Here is a 24,450-nt window from a genome sequence, read left to right as displayed (position 1 = left end):
ATTAGGCGAGACTACTAGAATTAACTGATTAATTATGTTGAAACAGGTTATCAGTTAACTAGTAGTCTCTTTTTTTCTAAAAAAGGGGTGAGCAAAATGAAGATTAAAAAAATTTTTAATAATAATAGTGTTTTAGTCAATACTAGAAGTGGCAAAGAAGCCGTGGTTTTTGGTAAGGGAATTGGCTTTAATAAGAGTGAAAATAAGAAAATTGATTCTGATAAAATCCAAAAAATTTTTTATGTTGCTGGTAAAAATGACAAAGATTCATATCTATATCTTTTTAGAAATATTCCAGTTGATATTATCTCAATAGTATTTGACATTGTGAAACACGCCAAACAAAAATATGATTTTAAAGTTTATGATTCAATTTATTTAACATTAAGTGAGCACATTGCAGGATCATATAAAGCAATTGTCAATAAAAATTATCAGGAAAATGAAATTCCAGATTTTAAGCAAAAATATCCGTTAGAATATAGAATTTCGGCAAATGCTGTTTCACTAATTAATGAAAAACTTAAAGTGAAATTTCCACAATCAGAAGTAAGAAGTATAGCATTGCATTTTATTAATAGTAAGGTACCAAATAACATTAATCATTTAATTAATGAAGAAGAAATATTTGATACTTCAAAGATGATAAATATGATTATAAATATTTTGGATGATAATGGTGTGTTTCAAGCAGCTGAAAATAGGAGTAATTTTCGCAGATTTTTAGTTCATTTACAGTATTTAGCTAATCGAATGAGAAATCCACCTAAAAGCAAGGATTCAATTGATAAAAAAATACAGGCTGACATGATAAAAGCATATCCTCGATCCTATGCGATTACTCAAAGAATTTTCAGGGCATTAAAAAAGGAATTCAACTACGAACCTTCTGATGCGGAAGAAACGTATTTTATTATTCATATTCATCAAATTATTATTAATAGCAAATAAGGAGAAAAAATGATTACAAAAGAAGAAATCTCAATGGCAGGATTTGAAATTGTCGCATATGCAGGAGATGCTAAGACAGCATTAATAAGTGCGTTAGATGAAGCAAGAAATGGTAATTTTGAAAAAGCACGTGAACTTGTTAAAAGTGCAGATACTTCGCTCAATGATGCTCATAATTCGCAAACCAAATTGATGAGTAAAGAGGCAAGTGGTGAAGAAATGGAGACGACTTTTATCATGTCACATGGACAAGATACTTTAATGACAACGATGTTGTTAAGAGATGAAGCAAAATACTTTATAGATTTGTATGAAAAATATAATTCTACTCTTATTGAATTGAATCAATTAAAGAGTAGTAAATAATAAAAGGGAGATTTAAAATGAATGCTTTAATAAAGCAAATTGAAAAAGCACAACCTTTTTTTCAAAAAGTAGCGGCTAATAAATATTTACGAGCAATAAGGGATGGCTTTATTGCTTTAATGCCAATTATTATCTTTTCTAGTTTATTCTTGTTGGTAGCAAATGTACCACTTATTTGGCATTTTGCTTGGCCAGTTAAAGTAGCTAACGCTCTTAATATGTTTTATAACATGTCTATGGGAGTATTAGCATTAATGGCTTCTTCATCGGTTTCGAAGGCTTTGACTGACTCATTAAATTTGGATTTACCAAAAACTTCCCAAATTCCAACAGTTGGTGTTCAATTTACTGCTCAGGTTTCGTTTATTTTGGTAGCAGTCGATACATTAACAGATAAGTTAAATAATATTTACTTTGCTATTTCAATGATTGGTACCAAGGGATTAATTTGTGCATTTCTTGTAGCTTTTATTGTACCGAATGTCTATTACATTTGCTTTAAACATCATATTACTATTAAGCTGCCTGACGCAGTGCCGCAAAATATTTCTAGTGCATTTGAGAATATTATTCCATTTGCAATTAGTACAGGATTTTTCTGGGTATTTTCACTTGTTTTCAGAGCATTAACTGGTACCAATTTAGCTGCATGGATTATTCAAATTCTCTCACCATTATTTACAGCGGCTGATGGTTATTTTGGTTTAGCAATTGTGTATGGTGCAATGGCATTCTTTTGGTTTATTGGTATTCAAGGACCGTCAATTGTTGAACCTGCTGTAACTGCTATTTATTTAAGTAATGTAGAATTAAATTTGTCTGCTTGGAAGAGTGGAAATATTGCTGGAGCTAATAAGATTTTAGCACAAGGTACACAATACTTTGTTGCCACTCTTGGAGGTACTGGTGCAACACTAGTTATTACATTGATGTTTGCCTTTTGGGCCAAGTCTAAAGAACTGAAAGCCGTTGGCCGAGCAGCTTCAATACCTGTATTATTTGGTGTTAATGAACCAATTCTTTTTGGCGCACCATTAATTTTGAATCCTGTTTTCTTTATTCCGTTTCTATTGACGCCAATTGCAAACGTTTGGCTTTTTAAAATCTTTGTTGATGTTTTTCATATGCCTGGCTTTATTTATAATTTACCATGGACAACGCCTGGTACATTAGGCTTAATTATGGGAACCGGATTTTCAGTTGGTTCAATTATTTTAGCTGCTTTACTGCTTGTAGTTGATACAATAATGTATTATCCATTTTTTAAGGCTTACGATATACAAAAATGTAATGAAGAAGCTCAAAGTGTTTCAAATAAAGAACATATTCAAACCTCGACTAAAGCTGAAGTTGAAAATAGATCAGATGTAACAGATGCAGAGTCTTCCTTAGGGAAAATACCTTTATCAGTAACTAAGGATGGCAAAGAGTTAAATGTATTAGTTTTATGTGCAGGTGGTGGTACTAGTGGAATCTTAGCTAAGGCACTAAATAAATTAGCTACTGAGAATACATTACCATTATCTGTTGCTGCTACTTCATTTGGTTCTCATCATGATTTGTTAAGTGGCATGGATATTGTTATTCTAGCTCCCCAAATGAATGCAATGAAAGACGAGCTTAAAAAGGAATGCGATCAGAATAATGTCAAAATGATTACTACTACTGGAAAACAATACATTAATATGACGCAACATGCAGACAAATGTTTAGATTTAATTATTGCCAGTATTTCAGATTAGAATATTAGAGGAGAATTTTACTCATGGAAATATTAAATAAAGTACAGAAATTACCTAAAGACTTTGTTTGGGGAGGAGATACTGCTGCATATCAAGTTGAAGGTAGTACACAGATTGACGGTAAGGGAAAGACGATGTGGGATGATTATCTAAAAAAGCAAGGAAGATTTTCACCTGATCCAGCCAGTGATTTTTATAATCGTTATCCCGAAGATATTGCACTGGCTAAAAAGTATGGTTTAAATGCTATTCGTGTTTCGATTGCTTGGACAAGAATTTTTCCTAAAGGTTATGGTCAGGTTAATCAAAAGGGTGTAGATTATTACCATCGATTATTTAAAGAATGTTTGGATAATGGGATAGAACCATATGTGAGTCTTCATCATTTTGATAGTCCTAAGACATTATTTGATGATGGTGATTGGCTTAATCGAAAAAATATTGATTATTTTGTAGATTATGCGAAGTTCTGTTTTCAAGAGTTTCAAGAAGTTAAAAATTGGTTCACAATCAATGAATTAATTTCTCTTGCTTACTCACAATACATTGCAGGGACTTTTCCACCTAATCATCACTTCGATGTTACTAGTGCAATTCAGGCTGAGCATAATGAATTACTTGCACATGCGCGTGTAGTTAATTTGTACAAGCAAATGGGATTACCTGGAAGAATCGGTTTAATTCATGTTTTACAACCAGTTTATCCTATTTCTGATTCTGACGATGATAAACATGCTGCCAAGTTAGAAGATGCATTTTTAAATAAATTTTTATTAGATGGTACATTTTTAGGTTATTATTCTGACGATACGATGGCTTTAATCAATGAGATTTTGCGTTTAAATAATGCCAAGTTAGATATTCATGACGGAGATTTAGCTATTTTAAAAAAAGCAGCTTCACAGAATGATATTTTTGGTTTAAATTATTATCAAAATCAGTTTATTAAAGCCTATCATGGAGAAAGTGAAAATCATTTTAATGGAACTGGAGATAAAGGTACATCTTCGTTTAAGTTTAAAGGTGTTGGTGAAACAGTAAAAAAGCCAGGGGTACCTACTACAGATTGGGATTGGAATATTTTTCCTAAAGGTCTCTATGATATGTTAAAACGAGTAAGTAAAGATTATCCAAATTGCAAAACTATTTATGTTACTGAAAATGGATTAGGTTATAAAGATCAGTTTGTCAGTTCTAATCAGATTATTGATGATCAACCAAGAATTGATTTTATCGATCAGCATGTTGATGCTCTCCTTAAAGCTAAAAACGAGGGTGTAAATGTTCAGGGATATTTTGTTTGGTCGTTACAAGATCAATTTTCATGGGCTAACGGATATAATAAGCGTTATGGTTTATTTTATGTTGACTTCGATACTCAAAAACGATATATCAAAAAGAGTGCTTTATGGTTTAAAGCGCTGGCAGATACTATGAAATAAAATTGAATATTAATTAAAAGAAGGTAGTACTCGCCTTCTTTTTTATTTATGAAACCAATAATAAAGCTATTAAAATATTATTGCAAACAAGCGCTTTCTTTGATAGAATTTTAAGTGGTATCAACCAGTTATAAAGGAGATGCTGCCAATGCAAAAACCATTATATCGGCAGGTAATTTCAGATTTAGAAAAAAGGATTAGCCAATTAAAACCAAATGACAAGTTGCCTAGTGAACGACAATTATTAATGGAGTATAGTGTTAGTCGAAATACAATTAGGTTAGCTTTGCAAGACCTAGAGCAGCGTGGAATAATCTATCGTCTACATGGTAAAGGTACTTTTGTGTCAAGCATGTATCTTAATCAGACTAATATAGGTGGGATGTATTCTTTTTCAGAAGAAGCTAAACGTGTGGGGCAAAAAGCAACTACTAAAAATTATAGTTTGGAATTAGTAACACCTAGTAAGCAGATTGCGGAACAGTTAAATTTAAGTAGTATTGAGCAAACATATAAATTAGTGCGTATTCGTTTGGCTAATAATGAACCGCGAATTTTAAGTACAACTTATTTACCGAAGCCCCTTTTTCCGGATATTAAGCTTAGTGATTTACAAGTTGAGCCTCTTTATAGTGTATTAAAGAACAAGTATCATCAACTTAGTGTTATGGCTTTTGAAGATGTTCAGGCTGTAAGCCTAACTGCTGCTGAGAGTAAGCTCTTAGCAGAAAAGGCTGGTGCTCCTAGTTTGAAAATTTATCGAAAAACTATTAATGATAAGAATGTTCCTATTGAGTTTACAATTTCTTTGGCTCGTGGTGATAAGTTTATTTATCGTTCAAGACAGTATAATCATTTAATTTAAGTTTAATGAAGGGTAGGAATTAGTGAGATGTTTTCAAAAACAAATGAGGAATTAGAGCAACTTGGTGCCCAAATTACGACACGTGAAATACAGCAGCAACCGCAATTATGGCAGGAAACGTGGTCAATTTATCAAGAAAAAAAAGCAGAAATTCAAGCTTTTTTAGATAAAATCAATCAAAAATGGGGCAAAATACGAGTGATTTTCACTGGAGCAGGTACGAGTGCTTATGTTGGCAACACTATCATGCCGTATTTACAACAACATGGTGATCGTACTAAGTATAATTTTGAGGCCATCGATACAACTAAAATTGTTTCGACACCTAGAGATTATCTTGAAACAGAAACGCCAACTATTTTAGTTTCTTTTGCACGTAGCGGTGATTCACCAGAGTCGGTTGCAACGGTTGAATTAGCTAAAAAAATAGTTAAGCACTTATACCAAATTGCCATCACTTGTGCTCCAGAAGGTAAGTTAGCTAAGGATTTAAAAGATGATCCATCAGGATTAGTTGTATTAACACCAGCAAAGTCCTTGGACCGCGGTTTTGCAATGACTGGTTCATTTTCATGTATGAGTTTAACGGCACTATTGATTTTTGATACTCTAGATGACCAATGTAAAGAAAAAATTATTGGTAAAATTGTTCAAATGGGTAAGAGCGTGATTGAGCGTGAGCCAGAAATTCAGGCATTGGTCGACACTGATTTTAATCGAATTGTATATATCGGTAGTGGCAGTCTAGGTGGCTTGGCTGAAGAAACACGGCTAAAGATCTTGGAATTAACCGCTGGTGAAGTAGCAGCTTTATTTGATACATCAATGGGATTGCGGCATGGTCCTAAATCCTTTTTAGACAGTAAAACAGTTGTTTTTGACTATGTTTCGAATGATTCATATACCAGACAATATGATCTTGATATCTTAAACGAGATTAAGGGTGATGATATTGTTCCGTTGGTTATGGCAGTTGGCCAAGAAAAAGACGGACAGAACTTTGGGGGTAAGTCCTTTACCTTTAAAGCTGAAAAATTATTACCGGATGCTTATTTAGCTTTACCTGATGTTATGTTTGGTCAAACTATCGCTTTATTAACCTCAATTAAAGTTAATAATAAGCCAGATACGCCGTCTCCCACCGGGACAGTTAATCGAGTTGTCAAGGGTGTCACTATTCATAAATTTATAGAATAATAATTAATCTTTTTACTAAAATGATGGCTTTCTTACTTAGTTAGCTATCATTTTTTATTTTGAAAACATCTTATTGACAAAGAGTGGTAGGTACCTTATTATAATCACTGAAAGCGCTTTATAGATATTTTTGTGTGTATTTATGATATCGGTTCCAGTTTATGAAACTTAACCATACATAGGAGGAAGATATATGAATATTGTGGGTGCAAGAATTGATGAACGATTAGTTCATGGTCAAGTTGCCAATCTGTGGACGCCTAAGCTGCAGGTAGAGCGCATTATTGTGCTTGATGAGGCTGCCGCAAAGGATGATATCCAAAAGAGTGGCTTAAGAATGGCTACACCAATGACAACTAGGCTAAGTGTTTTGCCAGTAGAAGTTGCTGCAGATCATTTACAAAAGAATCGTTATGGTAAGCAAAGACTGTTTCTTGTTGCTAAAAGACCGGAAAAGTTTTTGGATTTGCTTAATCTGGGTATTAAGCTTGATACGATTAATGTTGGTAATATGTCTAAGCGTGATGATACAACTGAATTAACTAAGCAAGTTAACATCAATAAGGAAGATGCCAAACTGTTTAAGCAAATAGCCGATCAGGGTGTTAAGTTAATTGCTCAGGTAAATCCAAGTGTTGATGCACATGACTTCTTGAAGTTAATTGATGAAAAGATGAATTAGGAGGTAGAAAAATGGCTTGGTGGCAAATATTACTACTTACTTTATACGCAGGCCTGGAAATTCTAGATGAATTACAAATTTATTCATCATTGAATACGCCTGTTGGTGCAGGGTTAATTGCTGGATTAATCATGGGCAATTTACCTGCAGGACTATTTATTGGTGCCTCAATGCAGTTGACGGTTTTAGGTGTTGGTACCTTCGGTGGGGCTTCAAGAATTGATGCGACTACTGGTACAGTTTTAGCAACTGCCTTCTCAGTCAGCATTAAGGGCATGAGTCCACAAGTGGCAATTTCTTCAATTGCCGTTCCAGTTGCGACAATCATGGTTGAGTTGGACGTTTTGGCTAGATTTGCGAACACGTACTTTTCACACAGAATTGATCACTTAATTGATGAAGAACACATTAACTATAAGGCAGTTGAACGTAACGTTTTGTATGGTGCTCTACCATGGTCATTATCTCGTGCTGTTCCTGTATTTATTGCTTTAGCTTTTGGTCAAGGCTTAGTTCAAACAATCGCTAATGCTTTGAATGGTGACTTGCTTTGGTTAGGTAATGGGCTGACAGTAGCCGGTGCTACATTGCCAGCTGTAGGTTTCGCAATCTTATTACGGTACTTACCGATTAAAAAGCATGCTGCATACTTAATTTTGGGCTTCACGGTTACGACATTGTTCTCAGTTTTGTTCAGTAGTATCCAGACGTTAGCTACTGGTGTTGCCGCAGCTAACAAGAGCTTTACTGCTACCTTTAACGGCTTGCCAATGCTGGCAGTTGCATTGCTAGGTTTAGCTCTTGCAATTTTACACTACAAGAATATTCCGCTTAAGAGTGCTGCACAAAAGACTGTAAGTCAGAGTAACGCAAACGATGACGAGGGGGAAATTACTGATGACGAACTCTAAACCAAAGTATAAATTAACTGATAAAGACTTTAATCAAATCAACAGAAGATCATTATTCGGCTACCAGTTAGGCTGGAACTACGAAAGAATGCAGAACAGCGGCTATCTGTATACGATTTTGCCGCAACTTCGCAAGATTTATGGTGACGATACTCCAGAGTTGAGAGAAATGATGAAGACGCACATGCAGTTCTTCAATACTTCTAACTTCTTTAACACGATTATCACGGGACTTGATCTTGCCGTTGAGGAAAATGAAGGAATCGCTGGTAAAGATACGGTTACTGGTATGAAAGTTGGTTTAATGGGTTCATTTGCGGCAATTGGTGACTCAATTTTCGCTTCCTTAATCCCAGCTATCTTTGGGGCTTTAGCAGCTTCAATGGCTCATGAAGGTAACCCAACAGGAGTTATTATCTGGGTTGCAGTCTGCTTACTAATCTGCGTCTTTCGTTGGAAACAATTACGGATTGCTTATAAGCAAGGTGTTTCTCTAGTTACTGATATGCGGGACCAATTAAATGCATTGACTGATTCAGCGACTGTTCTAGGTGTTTTTATGGTTGGTGCTTTAGTTGCCACAATGGTTAACATCAAGTTTGCCTGGGTGCCACAGATTGGTAAAGTATCAATGAATATTCAGAACAATTTGGATATGATTATTCCTAAACTATTACCTGCAGCAGTTGTTGCCTTTGTCTACTGGCTGCTTGGTAAGAAGGGTATGTCCTCTACTAAGGTAATCTTCATTGTCTTGATCCTTTGTGTAATCTTAGGTGGTACAGGAATTATCGCTAAGATTTAATTTAAATAATTAGAAAGTATATTATGGCAGAAAAAGAATTAGTTTTGATCAGTCATGGGACGATGGCTGAAGGCTTAAAAGCTAGTGCTGAATTGATCATGGGTGAACAGGAACATTTGCATACAGTGTGCTTGTTGCCTGATGAGAGTCCAGAAGACTTTAAAAATAAGTTTATCGCAGAGATTGCTGACATGAATCTTGAAGATGTTACGGTTTTTGCTGATCTGATGGGTGGCACGCCAGCTAATGTTGTTGGTCAAATGATTATGGGTGGCAAACCAATTCAGCTGATTGCGGGAATGAACCTGCCGCTAGTAATTGAATGGCTTAATAGTCAGATGAATGGTAATGAATCTGATTATATCACTGCTGGTAAGGCCGGAATGGTTAATGTAACCCAAATGCTGACAAACATGAATAAGTAAAATTATTTAAGATATAAAAACACCGTGAGTTAAATCAACTCGCGGTGTTTTTGTTCTAATAGTAAGTTTTAGCTAAACAATAGCTGAATAGTTTCTAACGGTCTAAGTTCTGTAGCAATTGTTGCAATACCATTTTTGATATTTATATGTGCAAGTTCTGTGGTGATAGTTTTGCCTTCTTGGCGAACAATAGTTACGGAAGTCTTGGGCAATGGTTGACTAAGATGCCAGCAGATTTGCGGGTAGGCATCTAATGTGAAATTAGCTAGCCAAGCAACCTGTCGGTCACTTTGAATATTTAGCTTAACATTGGGCATAGCAATTAGATAGTCAGTAGACTTAATGCTATCGATCATTTGCTGTAAAAGTCCTTGCTTGTAAGTAGTAAATTGTGATTCCCAACCGTATTTGGGATCTTGATCCATTGGCAGCACAATTAAATGTTGATCGATGATGGCCATAAAATTGCCCAGTTCATCGTCAAGTGAATTGTAAGCCTTAGACCAGATAACGACATCACTGTCTTTTTCGTAAGTAAGTTTTAAGTAGTTTCCAGTATGCTGCAGCATTGTAATTCTTGGATTTTTAACATGATCAACGGTAATATTATCGGCTTGCTCAAATGATTGGTAGGCAGTGCGACATGGATGCCAGACGGCCTTTTTAATGTGCAATAAGTTGCCTAAACCACGATCAAGTAAAACATCAACACTTTCACCGTCTAGTAAGACTGTGTTGTTGGTAAGTAAAGCAGTAATTTGGTCATTGGTAAAATTACGCAGCAATTGTCCAGCAATGGCAATAGTTTGCTGTTGGAGTTGGGAAGGATCAGTAACTGGTAAAATGGTGGTTGCAAAACTAAAGGCAGATAAAAGACTAGCCCAATTCTTTTCGTGTGGCAGTAGTTCGTCTACTGTTTGACCAGTTTTAGTATGTAAGCAGTAACTTGAATCTTGATCAACTAAAATTTTGATACCATCCAAGTGGTTAAGTTTTAAGCGTTTTTCAGATAGCTTTTTAACAAACGGTTTAATCTCGGCCAACATCTCGGCATAATGCCAATTTTCATCAATGCCATTACCCATCATGTCGAATAAGTTAAGTAAAATTCCTTTACTACCAATGAGTGCAGTTGTAATAATTTGGAACTTGGTGAAGGTAAGTGATTTGACCAGTGGGGAATACATGTAATTTTCAAGTTCAGGATATAGTTCTGCGTTTTCTCCTAAGTAGGCAGCTGTAATCCGGGTATATTCTTCAAAATCACGACCGTATTTTAATGGCGCGACTTCGTTATAAGCTGGTAAATGTGGTCTGGCTATTTTAGGATATCCTGGGCCTGCTTGAGCAGTAAATAATTGCTGCCAATCACGACCTTCGATCGCGTGCCAATCAGGAAATGAAGTCATCTGGGCAAGGTTAGTTTCTGGACTAACTTGATGCACTGCTTGTTCGATTAGGTGTTCATTTTCAATCATTTCTTGCCGAGCTTGGTTAAGATAGATCTGTCGTTCTGGTAATGGCTTTCCTGGCTTGAGCATATTTTTAACAAAATCCTCGCGAGATTCTGGTTTGCCTAATTTTTGCTGGTAAAGGTGCATATGATAGTCACAGAAGCACATTAATTTTAACGGCGTGTGGTTGTAATGGCGAAAGTCGTCTTCAAGCCATAAACGGTGAGGGTGAATACTAGCATATTGAGCATAAGTCTGCGCAAGATATTTACGCCAAGTTGGATCAGCTGGACAAGCCATGTCTTGGGCTTGTCGTCCTGATAAATCGACAAAGGTATTAAATCCAATTGCAGGATTGACCTGATAACCACGATCGGAATGCATAATCGTTGTCCATGGATTAAGACTGGTTGTAACTCCTAGTTGTTTAAGCTTTTTTTGTAGTGGCTTAATTGCGTCAAGCCAAAGTTGAGTTTCTGGGGCAGTCAAATGACTGTGGTTTAATTCTTCACCGTTAATAAAAAAGGCAACATCATCAACTTGTCCCTTTTGAACAAATTCAAGTAGTTGTTGGTCTTTTTCGGGTGTGTTGGTGCGTGGATCAAGCATGTATCTGAGTGTATAAATAAAAGTCATGATGTCCTCCTAAGCCAAGTTATTACACCGGCTTACTTTGTTGAAATCTTTATAAATAAAATTATAAAACGCTTGCAGAAAAGATTAAAGCTCTTGAATACAGAATTATCTTGTTTAATTTGCATTATTAGCAAAGTAAAAAATTACTAGTTTAAAAATAACCGTGAAAAGCTTTACATAAACGATAGATAAGCTTTAAAAGCAATTTACATGAGTATATAATAAAAATGTGCGATTAATTTGAATTAAAGGAGAAAAATAATGAGAACAATTTCTTCAGAAGTTGCAAAACACATGGCAAACTTGTCAACTAATGAAGGCGTAATTAGTGCCTTGGCAATTGACCAACGTGGTTCGTTGAAAAAAATGTTAGCAGAAGCTGCTAATAAACCAGCTGATGAAACAACAATTGTTGATTTTAAAAAAGCAATTTCAAGTGAATTAACACCATATGCTTCGTCAATTCTAACTGATCCAGAATATGGCTTGCCTGCAACTAAGGTTAGAGATAAAAATTGTGGACTATTGCTTTCTTACGAAAAGACCGGTTATGATACTACTGAGCCGGGAAGAATGCCGGATTTAATTGCTAACCAATCAGGTTTACGGATTAAGGATGAAGGCGGCGATGCAATTAAGTTCTTGCTCTATTACGATCCAGATGAAGATAAAGAAATTAATGACAAGAAGCAGGCCTTCGTTGAAAGAGTTGGTGCTGAGGCTAAGGCTAACGAATTACCATTGTTCTTGGAACTACTTACTTATGATGCTAATATCGCTGACGCTAAAGGTGCAGATTTTGCTAAGGTGAAGGCTGACAAGGTCTTGAAAACTATGAAGGAATTTTCAAAGCCAAAATATGGAGTAACAGTTTTAAAAGTGGAAATTCCGTTTAATATCAAGTTTGTTGAGGGCTTTAATGGTAATAACGAAGTTGTCTACACGCAGGCTCAAGCTAAGGAATTATTGAAGAAACAATCGGATATAACTGATTTGCCATACATCTTCTTGTCTGCTGGAGTTACGTCTGAAGAATTTATTGCCGAAATCAAGATGGCTGAAGAAGCTGGTGCTGATTTTAATGGTGTTCTTTGTGGTCGTGCTACATGGAAGCCGTCAATTAAGCCGTTTGCTGCTGAAGGCGAAGAAGTTGGTAAGGAATGGTTAGCTACTCAAGGTAAAGAAAATATTGAAAACTTGGACAAAGCATTAACAGGAGCAAAGTCTTGGCGTGACAAGCTAACAGTTGAAAAATAAAATAATTGACTTAAATTAAAACATTCTATGGATAAATCATAGAATGTTTTTTTATTTTAGTGTAAATTAGTATTAAAATATTTTTAATAAGTTAAAAATATTTAATATAATTATAAGGAGAGATAGAATGTTTAAAATTGTGGCTTATGGCGTTCGTGAAAATGAAGTGCCTTATTTTGAAAAACTAAACAAGTATAATTATGACTTACAACTAGAAAAGGCACTGTTGACACACGACAATGTGACTAGTGCTAAAAACGCAGATGCCGTATTACTAAGAGCTAATTGTATTGCTGATGCTGAAAATTTGGCTAAGTTTAATAATTGGGGAATCAAGTATGTTTTCACAAGGACTGTTGGCTTTAATCACATTGATTTAAAGACTTGTGCAAAATATCAGATGAAAGTGGCGCGGGTTCCGGCATATTCGCCATATGCGGTTGCCGAACTAGCGTTAACTATGGGAATGATGCTGTTCCGGCATCTTTCATTAGCGACAACTAGTACAAATAATGGTGATTTTCGAGTGGGTCTAGGGATGTTTTCCGGAGAAATTCATTCTGGTACTGTTGGCATAATTGGTACAGGTCGGATTGGTGCCACTGAAGCAAAACTTTATCATGGTTTTGGCGCTAAAGTTTTGGCATTTGATCCATATCCAAGTGATTATGCTAAACAATTTGCGACATTCGTCAGTCAGGATGAGCTGCTTGCTAAGTCTGATATTGTTTCAATCCACGTACCATATTTTCCTGGACAAAACGATCAGCTAATTGATGCGGACTTTTTAAGTAAAATGAAGTCGTCAGCAGTGTTAGTTAATACAGCACGGACCCAATTAGCAGATTATGATGCCATTATTGCTGCTATCAAAAATGGTACAATTGCCAGTTTTGCTTCAGATGTTTTACCTAATGAAACTAAAGTAATGGGACACAACTTTGAGGGAGAAATTACTGATATCCAAGTTAAGGCTTTGGAAGAATTATATCCAAAAGTATTGCTCACGCCGCATATTGGTTCTTATACTAGTCCAGCCTTAACTGATATGATTGCTGTTAGTTATGAGAACTTTCATCAGGCTTTATTAACTGGCAAAACAGATAATGATGTTAAATTAGATTAATAATTAAAAAGCACAGGTTTCTAAATAGGAAGCTTGTGCTTTTTAATTATTTGAAATTGTATTTGCTAATCGTATTAGGAACTAGTTGTTTTTATAGAAATCGGTTCTGACCGAGTATGCATCACAAAAAATACGAGTCATTATCTGTAGTGGTAAACGAGAACGTACCTCATATTCGGGAAAGTAATTAGTTTTAGATTTATAGCCAATAAATGATAATGTAGAATATTTAAGAATTTTACCATATTGGTTAGTAGTAAAAGTAATTATGGGGATGTCGTGTTTATAAAGCTTTTTGGCAGCTGTTAATAGTTCCTCTGTTTCACCATTTAATGTAATGAAGATAACTAATGTGTTAGTTTGAATTTTATTGGCAATAGTTTTAATGATATTAGGGTCAGAATGGAATTCACAATATTTACCAGTTAACTGCAATTTAACCATGATTTCACTAGCTATTGATTCAGATAAACCACGAGCAAAAATATATACCATTTTTGCTTGCTTGGTCAAAGAGATGCTATCTTCAATTGTACTATAACTTAAATTGTGCAATGTATTATTCATTTCGATTTCATTTTTGGTGATTACACTACTGATTTTATCGTCGGCTTCATTAAGGACACTAAAAGTAGAATTGGAATTGTTTTTTAATTTAAGAGCTTCACGATATGAAGTGTAGCCACTATAACCCATTTTTTGCATTGTACGGACAATTGTTGCGGTTGATACATGAGCATATTGACTTAATTTAATAATTGACATATTAACAATTTTATTAGGATTGCTTTCGACTATATTCCATAAATGTAATTCGGTTGCACTTAGTTCTTTTGTTGGCATTGAAGTACCTCTTTTGTAAAGTTTTTTTGATTATTCAAGCAAACGCTATCATTTAAGAAAAGCGTTACACAAAAATATCTTTATAATAGATTAAAGGTAGGAAAAAGGAGAATTTATATGATATATACAATAACTTTAAATCCAGCAATTGATTTGGTCATTGTAACTAAAAAATTACAGCCCAAGGTTGTAAATCGTACTGAAAAGTTTGAATTACAACCTAATGGCAAGGGAGTCAATGTTTCATTTATTCTGAAAAAGTTAGGAATAAAAAATGTTGCAACTGGAATTGGCGGTGGCTTTACTCTAGATTATATAACTTCAGGTCTTGAGGAAAAAGGTATAGCAACAAAGTTCTTGAAAGTTAAAGAACCAACTAGAGTTAATGTTTTTACTGATGTAATCGAAGAAAATACGGAGTATAAAGAAGTGAATCCTGGACCTGTAATTAATCAGGAAACACAAGCAGCATTTTTAACATACTTACGAAAAGTATTAAAACCAAATGATATGGTTGTTGTTTCGGGAAGCTTTTCTAAGGGAATTAGACCTGGATTTTTAGTTGAAATTGCACAAATTGTGCAAGAAAAGCAAGTCAGATTAGTAATTGATAGTAGTTATTTGGCAGTCCTAGATACATTAGATTATCAGCCATTTTTACTAAAGCCAAATGAGGATGAGTTAGCAAGTTTCTTTGATTATCAAGGAAAAATGGATTCTGAAATAATAATTAAGCTGGCAAGAAAATTAATTAATCGAGGTTGTCAAAATGTACTGGTTTCTTTAGGTGCTAATGGAGCAGTTTTAGTTACCAGAACAAAAGTATTGTCAGCTAATGCGCCTAAAATTCAAGTGGTCAATTCAGCTTGTGCGGGAGATACTATGCTTGGTACTTTTATTGCTTTATTAGAGAAAAAGCAACCATTGGATAACGCACTTAAAATGGCGGTTGCAGCAGGAAGTGATACGGCAAGTAAAACGGGTTTAACTAATTTTGCATTAGAAAAATTATTACCACAAATTGTAGTTAAAGAAGGGATGAAATAAAATGGCTAAATATGATTTGGTGGGAGCAACTGGTTGTGCAACTGGGGTTGCACACACTTTTATGGCAGAGGAAGCATTGGAAAAAGCTGCCAAAAACTTAGGATATACAATTAAAATCGAAACTCATGGTCAAACAGGGATCGAAAATAATTTAACCAATGACGAAATTAAAGAAGCTAAGGCAGTAATTGTGGCATCTGATATTGATGTTGGTACAGATCGATTTGCTGGTAAGCGATTAATTGTTGTTCCAGTAGCACGTGGTGTTAAGGAACCAGAAGAATTAATTAAAAAAGCTTTAACAGCCCCAATTTATAAAGATAGCCAAGCAGTTTTAAGTTCCAATAGTGATAATATTAGTAATCAAAAATTCGGGAATAAGATTTATACGTCATTAATGAATGGTGTATCACACATGTTGCCATTCGTCGTTGCAGGTGGTGTATTGATTGCAATTTCTTTCTTTTGGGGAATTAATTCGGCTGATCCTAAGAGTAGTGAGTACAATCAATTTGCAGCAATGTTAAATACGGTTGGTAGTACAACAATGAACTTAATGGCTCCAGTTTTAGGAGCTTACATTGCTGAAGCTTTAGCACAAAGGACGGGATTTGTTGTTGGACTTGCTGCTGGTTTTATTACTTTTAACGGCGGTGGTGGCTTTTTGGGTGCCATTATTGGTGGCTATCTTGCTGTTTTTGTTGTTAAGGCTTTACAAAAAGTCTTTGCGCCGTTACCTGATGATAAATTTAGAGGTCTAAAATCAATTTTTCTGTTCCCGGTTTTAGGTGTATTTATCACCGGCGCAATTATGTATTGGCTGAACACTCCAATTAAAGCAATTAATCTTGGATTAATGTCCTGGTTAAAGGGTTTTGAGAATACTAGTCCAATTTTATTGGGAATTATTGTTGGAATTATGTGTTCAACTGACTTTGGTGGTCCAGTTAATAAGGCGGCTTATGTTACAGGAACTATTTTACTGGCACAAGGAAATTATTTCTTTATGGCTGGTGTTTCAGCAGCATGTATTCAATCTCCCCTAGCTACTGGCTTTGCTGTTTTGTTTAATCCAAAAGCATATTCTAAGAGTGAAAGAACTGCTGGGTATGTTAACTTCTTACTTGGTTCTACCCATATTACTGAAGGTGCAATTCCGTTTGCAGCCAAGCATCCATTGTGGAATATTCCAGCACTTATGCTCGGTTCTGCTATCTCATCAGCATTAACTTATATGACCCATATTAGTGTACCTGCACCCCATGGTGGTTTCATTATCTTGCCATTAGTTAATAAGCCATTCTTATGGGTACTCTGGATTTTACTTGGTGCTGTTATTTCAGGAGCTTTACTTGCGTTAATTGCTGGCAGATTTGCAAAAAAGGAGGCTATATTAGCAGGCAATACAGGTTCATCAAGTGTTGATGTTAAAGCAGAAGTTCAAGAAACACATAATCCAAATGATATCCTTGATATTAATAATATTAAGCTTGATGTTGATGTCAATAATCGTGATGAAGCACTTAAATATTTAGCTGATCTATCTGTAAGTAATCATTTAGCTAGTGATAGTAGCAAGGTTTTAGCCAGTTATAAAACTAGAGAAAAAGAAGGATCTACAGGGATGACAGATGGCTTTGCAATACCACATGCTCAATCGGCGACTATTAAAAAATCTTCAATGTTAGTGTTGAAACTAAAACATCCAATTGATTGGCATTCACTTGATGGTCAAAAAATTGATACCGTAATTTCATTTTTGATTCCACAGGTTGATAGTAATGACCATTTGAAATATTTATCAAATACAGCTAAACTACTTACACATCAAGATTTTATTACCGAATTGAAGGCTGCTAATACGCCGCAAACAATCAAGGCTTTATTTTCAAAAGAGCAAGAAGTATAGATAATATTATAAAAAATATACATTTTGTTGATGACAAAAAGTTAATTAAGGACTAGCTACTTAAATGAAGCTAGTCTTTTTAGTTATTTGAAATTGTATTTTTCGATTTTACTTAAATACTTTTGGCGTCTAGCTAAAGAAGAATTAGTAATACCACCAAAGTGTAACCAATGCCGGTCTTGCATGCCCAGCTGGCGCAAGGTTTGATTAATAAAAATCTTTTTAATCGCGTTACCGCAAAATAAGCGAAGATAAAACTTCGGTGAAGTTGAGGTTGTTAGGACGTAGGTATGCTTGATATTAGTTAATTCACCATGAATGCCAGTTTTAGAAACAGTGTGTGACAGTCCCGTTCCTTCTTTCATCACTTTATCAATGAAACCTTTAAGCATGCCGGGAATACTGTTCCACCAAAGAGGAGTAATAAAAATAATAGTTGATGCTCTTTTTAACATTGTTAAATATTTTTTGACAAGTGGATCATGTGTACCACCTTCGTGGAATAAACGTAGTTCTTCTTGATCGTAAATTGGGTTAAAACTATCTTGGTAAAGATCAATTATGTTAAAGTCACGTTTATTTTGAATGAGGTTTTCTTTGACGGTCGTTAAGACAGCATGGTTAAAGCTTTTGTCATATGGATGACAATAGATAATTAATGTTTTCATTTTACTTAGCTCCTTTAACTAATTGGGTTAATGTTGATTGCACTAGCTGTTTATTGTAATTAGTGATGCCATTTTTAATTAGGAGCGAGTAACCTTGGATGAAGGACCAGATTTGAATAAAGAAATCATAACTAGTAAGATTGCTGCTTTGAGTAATTTGGTCAATTAGCTGAAGCATTTTGGTTAAAAAAGGAAATTCATGATCGTTATTTTTAAAGGCTAGAGTTGCATTATTATTGAAAAAGAGAAAGTCCATTGTATTGGGATGTTCTTGCACCTGCTTAATAAAATAGTCGGCAATTTGTAAGAGTTGTTTTTCTGGTACATCACTGTGAAAGTCAATTTGGGTAATAAATTCTTGTGAAAGCCTAATAGTTGCCCGTTTAAACAGGTCATCCTTACTGTTAAAGTGTTTGTAGAAAGCACCAGTAGTTAAGCCAATGGCAGCTGTTAATTTACGCAATGAGAGGTTTTGAAAACCTTCTTGGTCAATAACTTTGATTGCTTTTTCTACTAATTGCTTTTCTGTGTTTTTCATATTTTGTATTTCCTATTCTAGATAACATTGTTATCTAAGTTCTTAGAAATATGATAACATCGTTATCCAAAAAGTACAAATAAATTTTGCCCAAGAAAAAAAGCTTCCTTAAATAAGGAAGCTTAATTATTAAGACTAATCTTCGACTTTTTTAGCCTCATTCATCGCTTTCATCAATGAAGGGTTCTTTGAGTGACAGTCTTTAATCATTTGCAAGTCTTTTTCGTCCAATTCAACAACGTATTTGCTCATAATAATTTTCCTTTCATTAAAAGTACAATTTAACTATATCACTTTTTACAATAATAGAAGAATAGCGTTCGCAATAATTTTTGCAATTGTATTGCAAGTTTAATTGCTGTCTAGACCGTTTGCCAGGTACAAGCTTGATTAAACAATAAAGGAAACGCTTGGTATAACAATATTTCATTCGAGAAAGCGCTTTTGCAAAATATTACAATTATTACATAAACGTTTCATCAGGTAATAAATTTTTAAAGCCCGAGAGATAGTTCTGTTATGGTTCTGACATTTTTACACTGTAATATAGAGACAATCAAATTGAGTAAGTCGTTTTTTGACTTGCTTAATTTGGGAAAGAAAAGGATATGAAATTTTTTTATTAAGGAGAGAAAATTTTTGAAGGTAAAATCTATCTTAGTTAAATCGGCAGCAGTAGCGGCATTATCAGTTTCAGGTGCAGTGATTATGAATAGTGCGAAAACAAGTACAGTTCATGCAGCAACAGTTGCTAATGATGCAGCAGTTGTTACAGTAAACTACGTTGACGGTAACTCAATTCACGTTTGGAATGATTACGAGAATCCAGTAGCTACCGGTCAAGTTTTACCAAGTAATTCTTCTTGGAAGGTTATCAGAACTGCTTATGACACTCAAGGCAATAAGTGGTACGACCTTGGTAAGAATCAATGGGTTAGAGCTGAATATGTTAATAAGGGCTACTACCCAGCTCAAAATACACAAGAACAAGTTCAAGCAACTAGTACAAATAATGAAGTAGCTAATACTAATACCGCAGCTACTACTACTCAAACTGTTGCTGCAACTACTTCAGACTCAGAATCTAGTGCTAAGGCATGGATTGCTGGTCGTGAATCTGGTGGCTCATACAGTGCACAAAATGGTCAATACATCGGTAAATACCAACTTTCTTCTTCATACCTTAACGGCGATTATTCTGCCGCTAATCAAGAACGAGTTGCAGATAATTATGTTGCTAGTCGTTACGGCTCATGGACTGCTGCTAAAGCTTTCTGGCAAGCAAATGGCTGGTACTAATTTCTAAACTACCAATATCAAAAAAACTAAATAATTAAAAATAGGCGCTAATCATTTTTGACTAGCGCCTATTTACTAAAGTTTTTTAACTTAATGGTTTTTTATTAGTAATAATAATTCCTGAAATTAACAGTAGAACACCTAAAATTGTGTAAGCAATAAAGATTGGTGTCCAGGAATGAAATAATCCTTGCAAATAGCCTGATAGGGCAGGACCGATTGCTGCTAAGAGATAGCCAAATGATTGGGCTGTTCCTGATAATTGGGCTGTTTGATGGAAGTTAGCTGATTTCTTTTGGAAAAAGACAACACAAAGACTAAAGGCTGAACCAGATCCGATTCCTAAAATAACGGCTAAGATTGCGTTAACAGTAAAATTGCCAGGGAATAGTAGTAAAAGTCCTGCTCCAACAGCGAATCCACCACCAACAATGCTTGAAGCGATTATCATACCCACTTTTTTGCGGGCAATAGTTGGTGTCAACAAGGACATTGGCATACCACATAATTGGAATATGGTTGCTAGAAGTCCGGCAGTTGTAACACTAAAACCAGTGCTTGTCCAAAAGCTGGGCAGCCAGGTCATCATTGAATAGTAGAGTAATGATTGAGTGCCAAAGAAGAAGGTAATTAGCCAAGTTAATTGATGGTGACTAATTGAAGTAGCTTGGTTTTGGGTGGTAACTTGGGCATGATGAGGCTTAGGGACAATTCGAACTACAATTGCCCATACTAAGAAGCCACCCAGTCCAACTAAACTAAATATTGCTAATGTGGCAGGTAAGTTGACTTTTTTAACTAATGGAGCCGCAAGTCCAGTTCCCAAGGACGCCACCGATCCCATGGTAAAAGTATAAAGGCTGGTGAATAACGTTGCCTTAGTTGGGAAATATTCCTGAATGACTGCCGGTAAGAGAACATTACCACCGGAAATACCGATCCCGATTAATATTGTCCCCAGTAATAAGAAGAAGCTGCTGGGAATAACACGCAAGTAGCCACCAATTGCAAGGATTAAAAGTGTAAAAAATAGCACCTTGGCATTGCCTTTTTTAATACCAAGGTGAGCAATGATTGGTGACAGTAAGGCAAACATAATTAACGGAATAGTTGTCAGCCAGCCACTCATACTTGACGCTAGTCCAATTTCACTGTGCAGCCAAGGCAAAATTGGTGGAATCATTGTGATGGGCAGTCGTAAATTAGCCGCAATGAGCAAAATCCCTGTACCAATTAAAAAATTTTTCTTTTTCACATTAACACATTCTTTCAATTTTTTTGTTTTAAAAAGTACCAATTAATAACTTTAATGGAAAAATAATTATTTGGCAAATTGCCCGTTTTGCTTAAAGAAGCAGAATTAAATTAATTGGCATTAACTACTAATAAGTTTTAAAATTACAGTTAAACTCATAAAGAGATATGGAACTATCGACTATCGAGGAAAATAAATGAAGAAAAACAAATTCGTGCGCACTTTAATTAGTGTTACTTTATTAGTGATTTGTATGGCAGATATGAAGGCAAGTGTACAACCTGTAATAGCGGCAACGCAAGGCTATGTTAAAGTTAAGACAAAGAAAAAAGTCCGGCTTTATTGGACATCAGGTAAGCATTCTAATTATTATGCTTTGCCTAATCATCGTTATTCGTATAGTGCCAAAAGCCGAATTGGCAAAAAACATTTATCTGCTTATAAAATTGGTAATAATGCGCACTGGATTTTAGCTAAAAATGTGAATACAGTCAAGAAAGCCCAAGCTGCTACCTATACTAAGGCGAAAATGGTTCTGCCTCATGGCTATAACAAAACGGAACTGCTCAAGGCATATGAAGGTAAGCCCAGCAGTAATTTTGTTACTGCTTGCATGCAGGGGATGAAGGCTAATACTTTTAGTCGCAACAATCTTGCTGAAAGTAAGGAAGATAATGAAACACAGGTTGATCTGGCTAATATTACGCCAGATCAATTGACAACCTTATCGGACTTTTCATTAAGATTAATTAATGAAGCACGTGATAATTTGGGCTTAAAGCCTTGGGTTAATAGTGTAGGTACGCAAAAGTTGGCTCAAGCAATTGCCACCGAATATGAACAAAACGGTAAGACAATTAAGGATGGTCATTATGTGCCGGGAATTGTCCAGGCGTGCCAAGCCAACGGCCTAAATCTGGATGATAATTACGTTGAAGATATGGCTGGTTTTTATAACCAGAGGCAGACATTGTCAATGACTGAGCTAAAAAAGAGCATTTACTTTGGCATTAAGCAGATGATGTTTGGCTATGTCGGTAGTGGCGAGAGCGAGCGCAATAAACGTAGTTACTACCAAGAATGGGAACATGCTGGCGATTTGTTTAATACTCAAGGGACGCTTCATGATGGTGATTATAATTATTTTGGCTTTAGCGTGTCGCGAACAGATGATATTTGTTCGTTACACTTTATCAGTGTACCAACTTATGTTGTTAAAGATCAGAAGTATAATTTAAGTTTCAAGCCATAATTTCAAATTCAAAAAAAGGCAGCTTACTATGATTGTAAGCTGCCTTTTTTATTTCTTATAATGTTTAAAATACAAATTTGGCAAATGCCTTACTAATACCATCATCGTCATTTGAACTGGTAACATAATCAGCTTGTTCTTTTGCTTGCTCGCTGCCGTTGCCCATGCAGACACCAGTACCGGCAAAATTAAACATGGAAATATCATTGCGCTCATCGCCCAGTGCCATGACTTCGCTAGCATCAATTTTTAAAGCTGCACAAAGTTCCTTTAGACCGTTACCCTTGTTAACCTTGGGATTAAGAAGTTCGATAAAGTGTGGATCAGACCGAATAACATAGAGATCCTTATTGAACGCTGCTGTGATACTTTCTTGATAATGGTCGAGTAATTTAGGATCACCAACAAAGCAGCCTTTGGCAACCGAAAAATCGTCAGGCAGTTCATCCGGTGTTCGGACATATAGTGGAGCCGTATTTTCGTAAGCCTGAAGATAAACGACATAGTCGATGTTGTGATCGGCAGTAATAATATGTGAATCCTCATCAACAACGTTGAACGGTAATTTATGCGCTAACGCAAATGCGGTCATTTTGCGATAAAGTTCGTTATTAACCATATCCTTAGTGATAATTTTACCGTCAGCGTTACGCGTAATTGCTCCGTTTAAGGTGACGGCATATTGCTCGGACCCATTAACGCCCAATTCTGTCATGTAGGGCTGAAGGCCAGCAATTGGCCGCCCAGAGCAAAGGACAATTTTGACATTTTGCTTGAGAGCTTTAGTAATTACCTCTTTAGTGCTGGCTAAAATCTGCCCATCTGAATTTAACAAAGTACCGTCAGTGTCAATTGCGACTAGTTTAATTGCCATAATATTTCCTCCTAGCTATTGCGATAATTACTATCATTATACTAAAATTAAATTATTAATCATAGTGGAGGAAAAGCATGCCAATTTATATTCGCTTAGCGCAAAAAGCTGATTTGCCAGCAATTATGCTAATTATTAATCAAGCAAAAAAGTTGTTAAAACAGGATGGCAGCCCGCAATGGCAAGACGGTCATCCCAATGAGCAAATGTTTCAAGATGATCTTATTCAACAGCGCGCATACGTTTTAATTGTTGACCAAGAAGTTGCCGGCGTTGCAGTCTTACAAACTACACCTGATCCTAATTATGTTGATATTGCAGGTGCTTGGCAAAATTCAACAGCTGCATATGCGACAATTCATCGAATTGCAATTTCTGATAAATATCGTGGACAGCATTTGGGCGTAATTTTTATTTCTAATTTATTATCTCGAGGTCTGTTTTTAGGGTTTCATAATTTTCGCATTGATACACACGCGCTGAATAAGAGAATGCAGGGCTTAATTAAGAAGTCAGATTTTCATTATCGCGGTGTAATTCACGTTGATCCAACACCAGATGGAGCCAGATACGCGTATGAGTTAAACTTATAGCAAGAAAATAAAATTTATACTTGACTTAGGTATCATATTTCTCTATACTAATTAGTGTTGAGTGACAAGTAAAAGCTCAAATGTTTGGGTTATAGCCAAGCGGTAAGGCACTAGTTTTTGGTACTAGTATGCGCTGGTTCGAATCCAGCTAACCCAATTAAAGTAATTAGTCTTAATGTCAACTAGCTTCAAGCGTTGGTGTTAAGGCTTTTTTGTTAAATAGAATTAGATAAAATTAGCTGTAATTTTAAGAATCGGTGCAAAATTCGGTGCATTTCTTTAGGGTGTTAAATTGTTTACGTCCTATTTGTTT

The 24,450-nt window shown here is 35.5% G+C and carries 23 protein-coding genes and 1 tRNA gene; 18 read left to right on the top strand and 6 right to left on the bottom strand.

The features are described 5' to 3' along the window. The first annotated feature begins 96 nt into the window (after nt 1-96). From PT281_RS07025 to PT281_RS06980, 10 genes are all read left to right on the top strand, one after another. Nucleotides 97-951 carry a PRD domain-containing protein gene (locus PT281_RS07025; protein WP_277153261.1) on the top strand — a complete coding sequence of 285 codons (855 nt, stop codon included), beginning with the start codon at nt 97-99 and terminating at the stop codon, nt 949-951. 9 nt (nt 952-960) lie between these two features. Beyond that, nucleotides 961-1,317, top strand: a complete 357-nt coding sequence (locus PT281_RS07020; protein WP_277153259.1) for a PTS lactose/cellobiose transporter subunit IIA — start codon at nt 961-963, stop codon at nt 1,315-1,317. 17 nt (nt 1,318-1,334) lie between these two features. Continuing rightward, on the top strand, nt 1,335-3,059 hold the full coding sequence (locus PT281_RS07015) for a PTS lactose transporter subunit IIBC (protein WP_277153257.1): 1,725 nt from the start codon (nt 1,335-1,337) through the stop codon (nt 3,057-3,059). A gap of 23 nt (nt 3,060-3,082) precedes the next feature. Beyond that, nucleotides 3,083-4,501: a 6-phospho-beta-galactosidase gene (gene lacG, locus PT281_RS07010; RefSeq protein ID WP_277153255.1), complete on the top strand. Its 1,419-nt coding sequence runs from the start codon at nt 3,083-3,085 to the stop codon at nt 4,499-4,501. 148 nt (nt 4,502-4,649) lie between these two features. Next, complete coding sequence (locus tag PT281_RS07005) at nt 4,650-5,366, top strand: GntR family transcriptional regulator (protein ID WP_277153254.1); 717 nt, start codon at nt 4,650-4,652, stop codon at nt 5,364-5,366. 27 nt (nt 5,367-5,393) lie between these two features. Next, the gene (locus tag PT281_RS07000) at nt 5,394-6,563 is read left to right on the top strand and encodes an SIS domain-containing protein (RefSeq protein WP_277153252.1); all 1,170 of its coding nucleotides are present in this window, start codon (nt 5,394-5,396) and stop codon (nt 6,561-6,563) included. A 193-nt stretch (nt 6,564-6,756) separates the two neighbouring features. Beyond that, complete coding sequence (locus PT281_RS06995; RefSeq protein ID WP_277153250.1) at nt 6,757-7,245, top strand: PTS sugar transporter subunit IIB; 489 nt, start codon at nt 6,757-6,759, stop codon at nt 7,243-7,245. An 11-nt stretch (nt 7,246-7,256) separates the two neighbouring features. Beyond that, nucleotides 7,257-8,156 carry a PTS sugar transporter subunit IIC gene (locus PT281_RS06990; RefSeq protein ID WP_277153248.1) on the top strand — a complete coding sequence of 300 codons (900 nt, stop codon included), beginning with the start codon at nt 7,257-7,259 and terminating at the stop codon, nt 8,154-8,156. Next, nucleotides 8,143-8,961: a PTS system mannose/fructose/sorbose family transporter subunit IID gene (locus PT281_RS06985; RefSeq protein WP_277134248.1), complete on the top strand. Its 819-nt coding sequence runs from the start codon at nt 8,143-8,145 to the stop codon at nt 8,959-8,961. Before PT281_RS06990 ends, PT281_RS06985 begins: the two co-directional genes overlap by 14 nt. A 23-nt stretch (nt 8,962-8,984) precedes the next feature. Continuing rightward, the gene (locus PT281_RS06980; protein ID WP_277153246.1) at nt 8,985-9,386 is read left to right on the top strand and encodes a PTS sugar transporter subunit IIA; all 402 of its coding nucleotides are present in this window, start codon (nt 8,985-8,987) and stop codon (nt 9,384-9,386) included. A 68-nt stretch (nt 9,387-9,454) separates the two neighbouring features. Here the strand turns inward: PT281_RS06980 and PT281_RS06975 are convergent, their stop codons facing one another. Continuing rightward, entirely contained in the window at nt 9,455-11,476 is a 2,022-nt protein-coding gene (locus tag PT281_RS06975) for a hypothetical protein (RefSeq protein ID WP_277153245.1), read from the bottom strand. A gap of 261 nt (nt 11,477-11,737) precedes the next feature. Between PT281_RS06975 and PT281_RS06970 the strand changes: the two genes are divergently transcribed. Then, a complete protein-coding gene (locus tag PT281_RS06970; RefSeq protein WP_277153243.1) occupies nt 11,738-12,733 on the top strand; it encodes a tagatose 1,6-diphosphate aldolase in 996 nt (331 codons plus the stop codon). A 127-nt stretch (nt 12,734-12,860) separates the two neighbouring features. Beyond that, nucleotides 12,861-13,859: an NAD(P)-dependent oxidoreductase gene (locus PT281_RS06965; RefSeq protein WP_277153241.1), complete on the top strand. Its 999-nt coding sequence runs from the start codon at nt 12,861-12,863 to the stop codon at nt 13,857-13,859. An 81-nt stretch (nt 13,860-13,940) separates the two neighbouring features. On the opposite strand, the gene PT281_RS06960 is transcribed toward PT281_RS06965, so the two are convergent. After that, on the bottom strand, nt 13,941-14,702 hold the full coding sequence (locus PT281_RS06960; protein ID WP_277153239.1) for a MurR/RpiR family transcriptional regulator: 762 nt from the start codon (nt 14,700-14,702) through the stop codon (nt 13,941-13,943). 117 nt (nt 14,703-14,819) lie between these two features. On the opposite strand from PT281_RS06960, the gene pfkB reads away from it, so the two are divergent. Beyond that, nucleotides 14,820-15,749: a 1-phosphofructokinase gene (gene pfkB, locus PT281_RS06955; protein WP_277153237.1), complete on the top strand. Its 930-nt coding sequence runs from the start codon at nt 14,820-14,822 to the stop codon at nt 15,747-15,749. 1 nt (nt 15,750) lies between these two features. Then, complete coding sequence (locus PT281_RS06950; RefSeq protein ID WP_277153235.1) at nt 15,751-17,658, top strand: fructose-specific PTS transporter subunit EIIC; 1,908 nt, start codon at nt 15,751-15,753, stop codon at nt 17,656-17,658. A gap of 83 nt (nt 17,659-17,741) precedes the next feature. Here the strand turns inward: PT281_RS06950 and PT281_RS06945 are convergent, their stop codons facing one another. Next, the gene (locus PT281_RS06945) at nt 17,742-18,326 is read right to left on the bottom strand and encodes an NAD(P)H-dependent oxidoreductase (protein WP_277153233.1); all 585 of its coding nucleotides are present in this window, start codon (nt 18,324-18,326) and stop codon (nt 17,742-17,744) included. Nucleotide 18,327: 1 nt separating this feature from the next. Further along, complete coding sequence (locus tag PT281_RS06940) at nt 18,328-18,864, bottom strand: TetR/AcrR family transcriptional regulator (RefSeq protein ID WP_277153231.1); 537 nt, start codon at nt 18,862-18,864, stop codon at nt 18,328-18,330. Nucleotides 18,865-19,503: 639 nt separating this feature from the next. Between PT281_RS06940 and PT281_RS06935 the strand changes: the two genes are divergently transcribed. Then, entirely contained in the window at nt 19,504-20,163 is a 660-nt protein-coding gene (locus PT281_RS06935) for a hypothetical protein (protein WP_277153230.1), read from the top strand. An 85-nt stretch (nt 20,164-20,248) separates the two neighbouring features. On the opposite strand, the gene PT281_RS06930 is transcribed toward PT281_RS06935, so the two are convergent. Beyond that, entirely contained in the window at nt 20,249-21,418 is a 1,170-nt protein-coding gene (locus tag PT281_RS06930; RefSeq protein WP_277153228.1) for an MFS transporter, read from the bottom strand. Nucleotides 21,419-21,614: 196 nt separating this feature from the next. Here PT281_RS06930 and PT281_RS06925 point away from each other — a divergent pair, with 196 nt between their 5' ends. Continuing rightward, nucleotides 21,615-22,670: an SEC10/PgrA surface exclusion domain-containing protein gene (locus tag PT281_RS06925; RefSeq protein ID WP_277153226.1), complete on the top strand. Its 1,056-nt coding sequence runs from the start codon at nt 21,615-21,617 to the stop codon at nt 22,668-22,670. 64 nt (nt 22,671-22,734) lie between these two features. Here PT281_RS06925 and PT281_RS06920 read toward each other — a convergent pair whose 3' ends face one another. Beyond that, nucleotides 22,735-23,544, bottom strand: coding sequence for a Cof-type HAD-IIB family hydrolase (locus PT281_RS06920; protein WP_277153224.1), 810 nt, complete (start codon nt 23,542-23,544; stop codon nt 22,735-22,737). A 77-nt stretch (nt 23,545-23,621) separates the two neighbouring features. Between PT281_RS06920 and PT281_RS06915 the strand changes: the two genes are divergently transcribed. Continuing rightward, nucleotides 23,622-24,137, top strand: coding sequence for a GNAT family N-acetyltransferase (locus tag PT281_RS06915; RefSeq protein WP_277153222.1), 516 nt, complete (start codon nt 23,622-23,624; stop codon nt 24,135-24,137). A gap of 85 nt (nt 24,138-24,222) precedes the next feature. Beyond that, a tRNA-Gln gene (locus PT281_RS06910) sits at nt 24,223-24,294 on the top strand. Nucleotides 24,295-24,450 lie beyond the last annotated feature (156 nt).

Origin of the sequence: Lactobacillus sp. ESL0701 (genome assembly GCF_029433445.1) — a bacterium.
Classification (GTDB): Bacteria; Bacillota; Bacilli; order Lactobacillales; family Lactobacillaceae; genus Lactobacillus.
This window is presented reverse-complemented; position numbering and strand designations above follow the sequence as displayed.

Bases quoted from the DNA above. Each gene is read 5' to 3' on its own strand.
- PT281_RS06995 (WP_277153250.1), top strand. From the start codon at position 6,757: ATGAATATTGTGGGTGCAAGAATTGATGAACGATTAGTTCATGGTCAA.
- PT281_RS06920 (WP_277153224.1), bottom strand. From the start codon at position 23,544: ATGGCAATTAAACTAGTCGCAATTGACACTGACGGTACTTTGTTAAAT.
- PT281_RS06975 (WP_277153245.1), bottom strand. From the start codon at position 11,476: ATGACTTTTATTTATACACTCAGATACATGCTTGATCCACGCACCAAC.
- PT281_RS06950 (WP_277153235.1), top strand. From the start codon at position 15,751: ATGGCTAAATATGATTTGGTGGGAGCAACTGGTTGTGCAACTGGGGTT.
- PT281_RS06970 (WP_277153243.1), top strand. From the start codon at position 11,738: ATGAGAACAATTTCTTCAGAAGTTGCAAAACACATGGCAAACTTGTCA.
- PT281_RS06980 (WP_277153246.1), top strand. From the start codon at position 8,985: ATGGCAGAAAAAGAATTAGTTTTGATCAGTCATGGGACGATGGCTGAA.
- PT281_RS07020 (WP_277153259.1), top strand. From the start codon at position 961: ATGATTACAAAAGAAGAAATCTCAATGGCAGGATTTGAAATTGTCGCA.
- PT281_RS06945 (WP_277153233.1), bottom strand. From the start codon at position 18,326: ATGAAAACATTAATTATCTATTGTCATCCATATGACAAAAGCTTTAAC.
- PT281_RS07005 (WP_277153254.1), top strand. From the start codon at position 4,650: ATGCAAAAACCATTATATCGGCAGGTAATTTCAGATTTAGAAAAAAGG.
- PT281_RS06990 (WP_277153248.1), top strand. From the start codon at position 7,257: ATGGCTTGGTGGCAAATATTACTACTTACTTTATACGCAGGCCTGGAA.
- PT281_RS06985 (WP_277134248.1), top strand. From the start codon at position 8,143: ATGACGAACTCTAAACCAAAGTATAAATTAACTGATAAAGACTTTAAT.
- PT281_RS07025 (WP_277153261.1), top strand. From the start codon at position 97: ATGAAGATTAAAAAAATTTTTAATAATAATAGTGTTTTAGTCAATACT.
- PT281_RS06960 (WP_277153239.1), bottom strand. From the start codon at position 14,702: ATGCCAACAAAAGAACTAAGTGCAACCGAATTACATTTATGGAATATA.
- lacG (WP_277153255.1), top strand. From the start codon at position 3,083: ATGGAAATATTAAATAAAGTACAGAAATTACCTAAAGACTTTGTTTGG.
- pfkB (WP_277153237.1), top strand. From the start codon at position 14,820: ATGATATATACAATAACTTTAAATCCAGCAATTGATTTGGTCATTGTA.
- PT281_RS06965 (WP_277153241.1), top strand. From the start codon at position 12,861: ATGTTTAAAATTGTGGCTTATGGCGTTCGTGAAAATGAAGTGCCTTAT.
- PT281_RS07015 (WP_277153257.1), top strand. From the start codon at position 1,335: ATGAATGCTTTAATAAAGCAAATTGAAAAAGCACAACCTTTTTTTCAA.
- PT281_RS06915 (WP_277153222.1), top strand. From the start codon at position 23,622: ATGCCAATTTATATTCGCTTAGCGCAAAAAGCTGATTTGCCAGCAATT.
- PT281_RS07000 (WP_277153252.1), top strand. From the start codon at position 5,394: ATGTTTTCAAAAACAAATGAGGAATTAGAGCAACTTGGTGCCCAAATT.
- PT281_RS06940 (WP_277153231.1), bottom strand. From the start codon at position 18,864: ATGAAAAACACAGAAAAGCAATTAGTAGAAAAAGCAATCAAAGTTATT.
- PT281_RS06925 (WP_277153226.1), top strand. From the start codon at position 21,615: ATGAAGAAAAACAAATTCGTGCGCACTTTAATTAGTGTTACTTTATTA.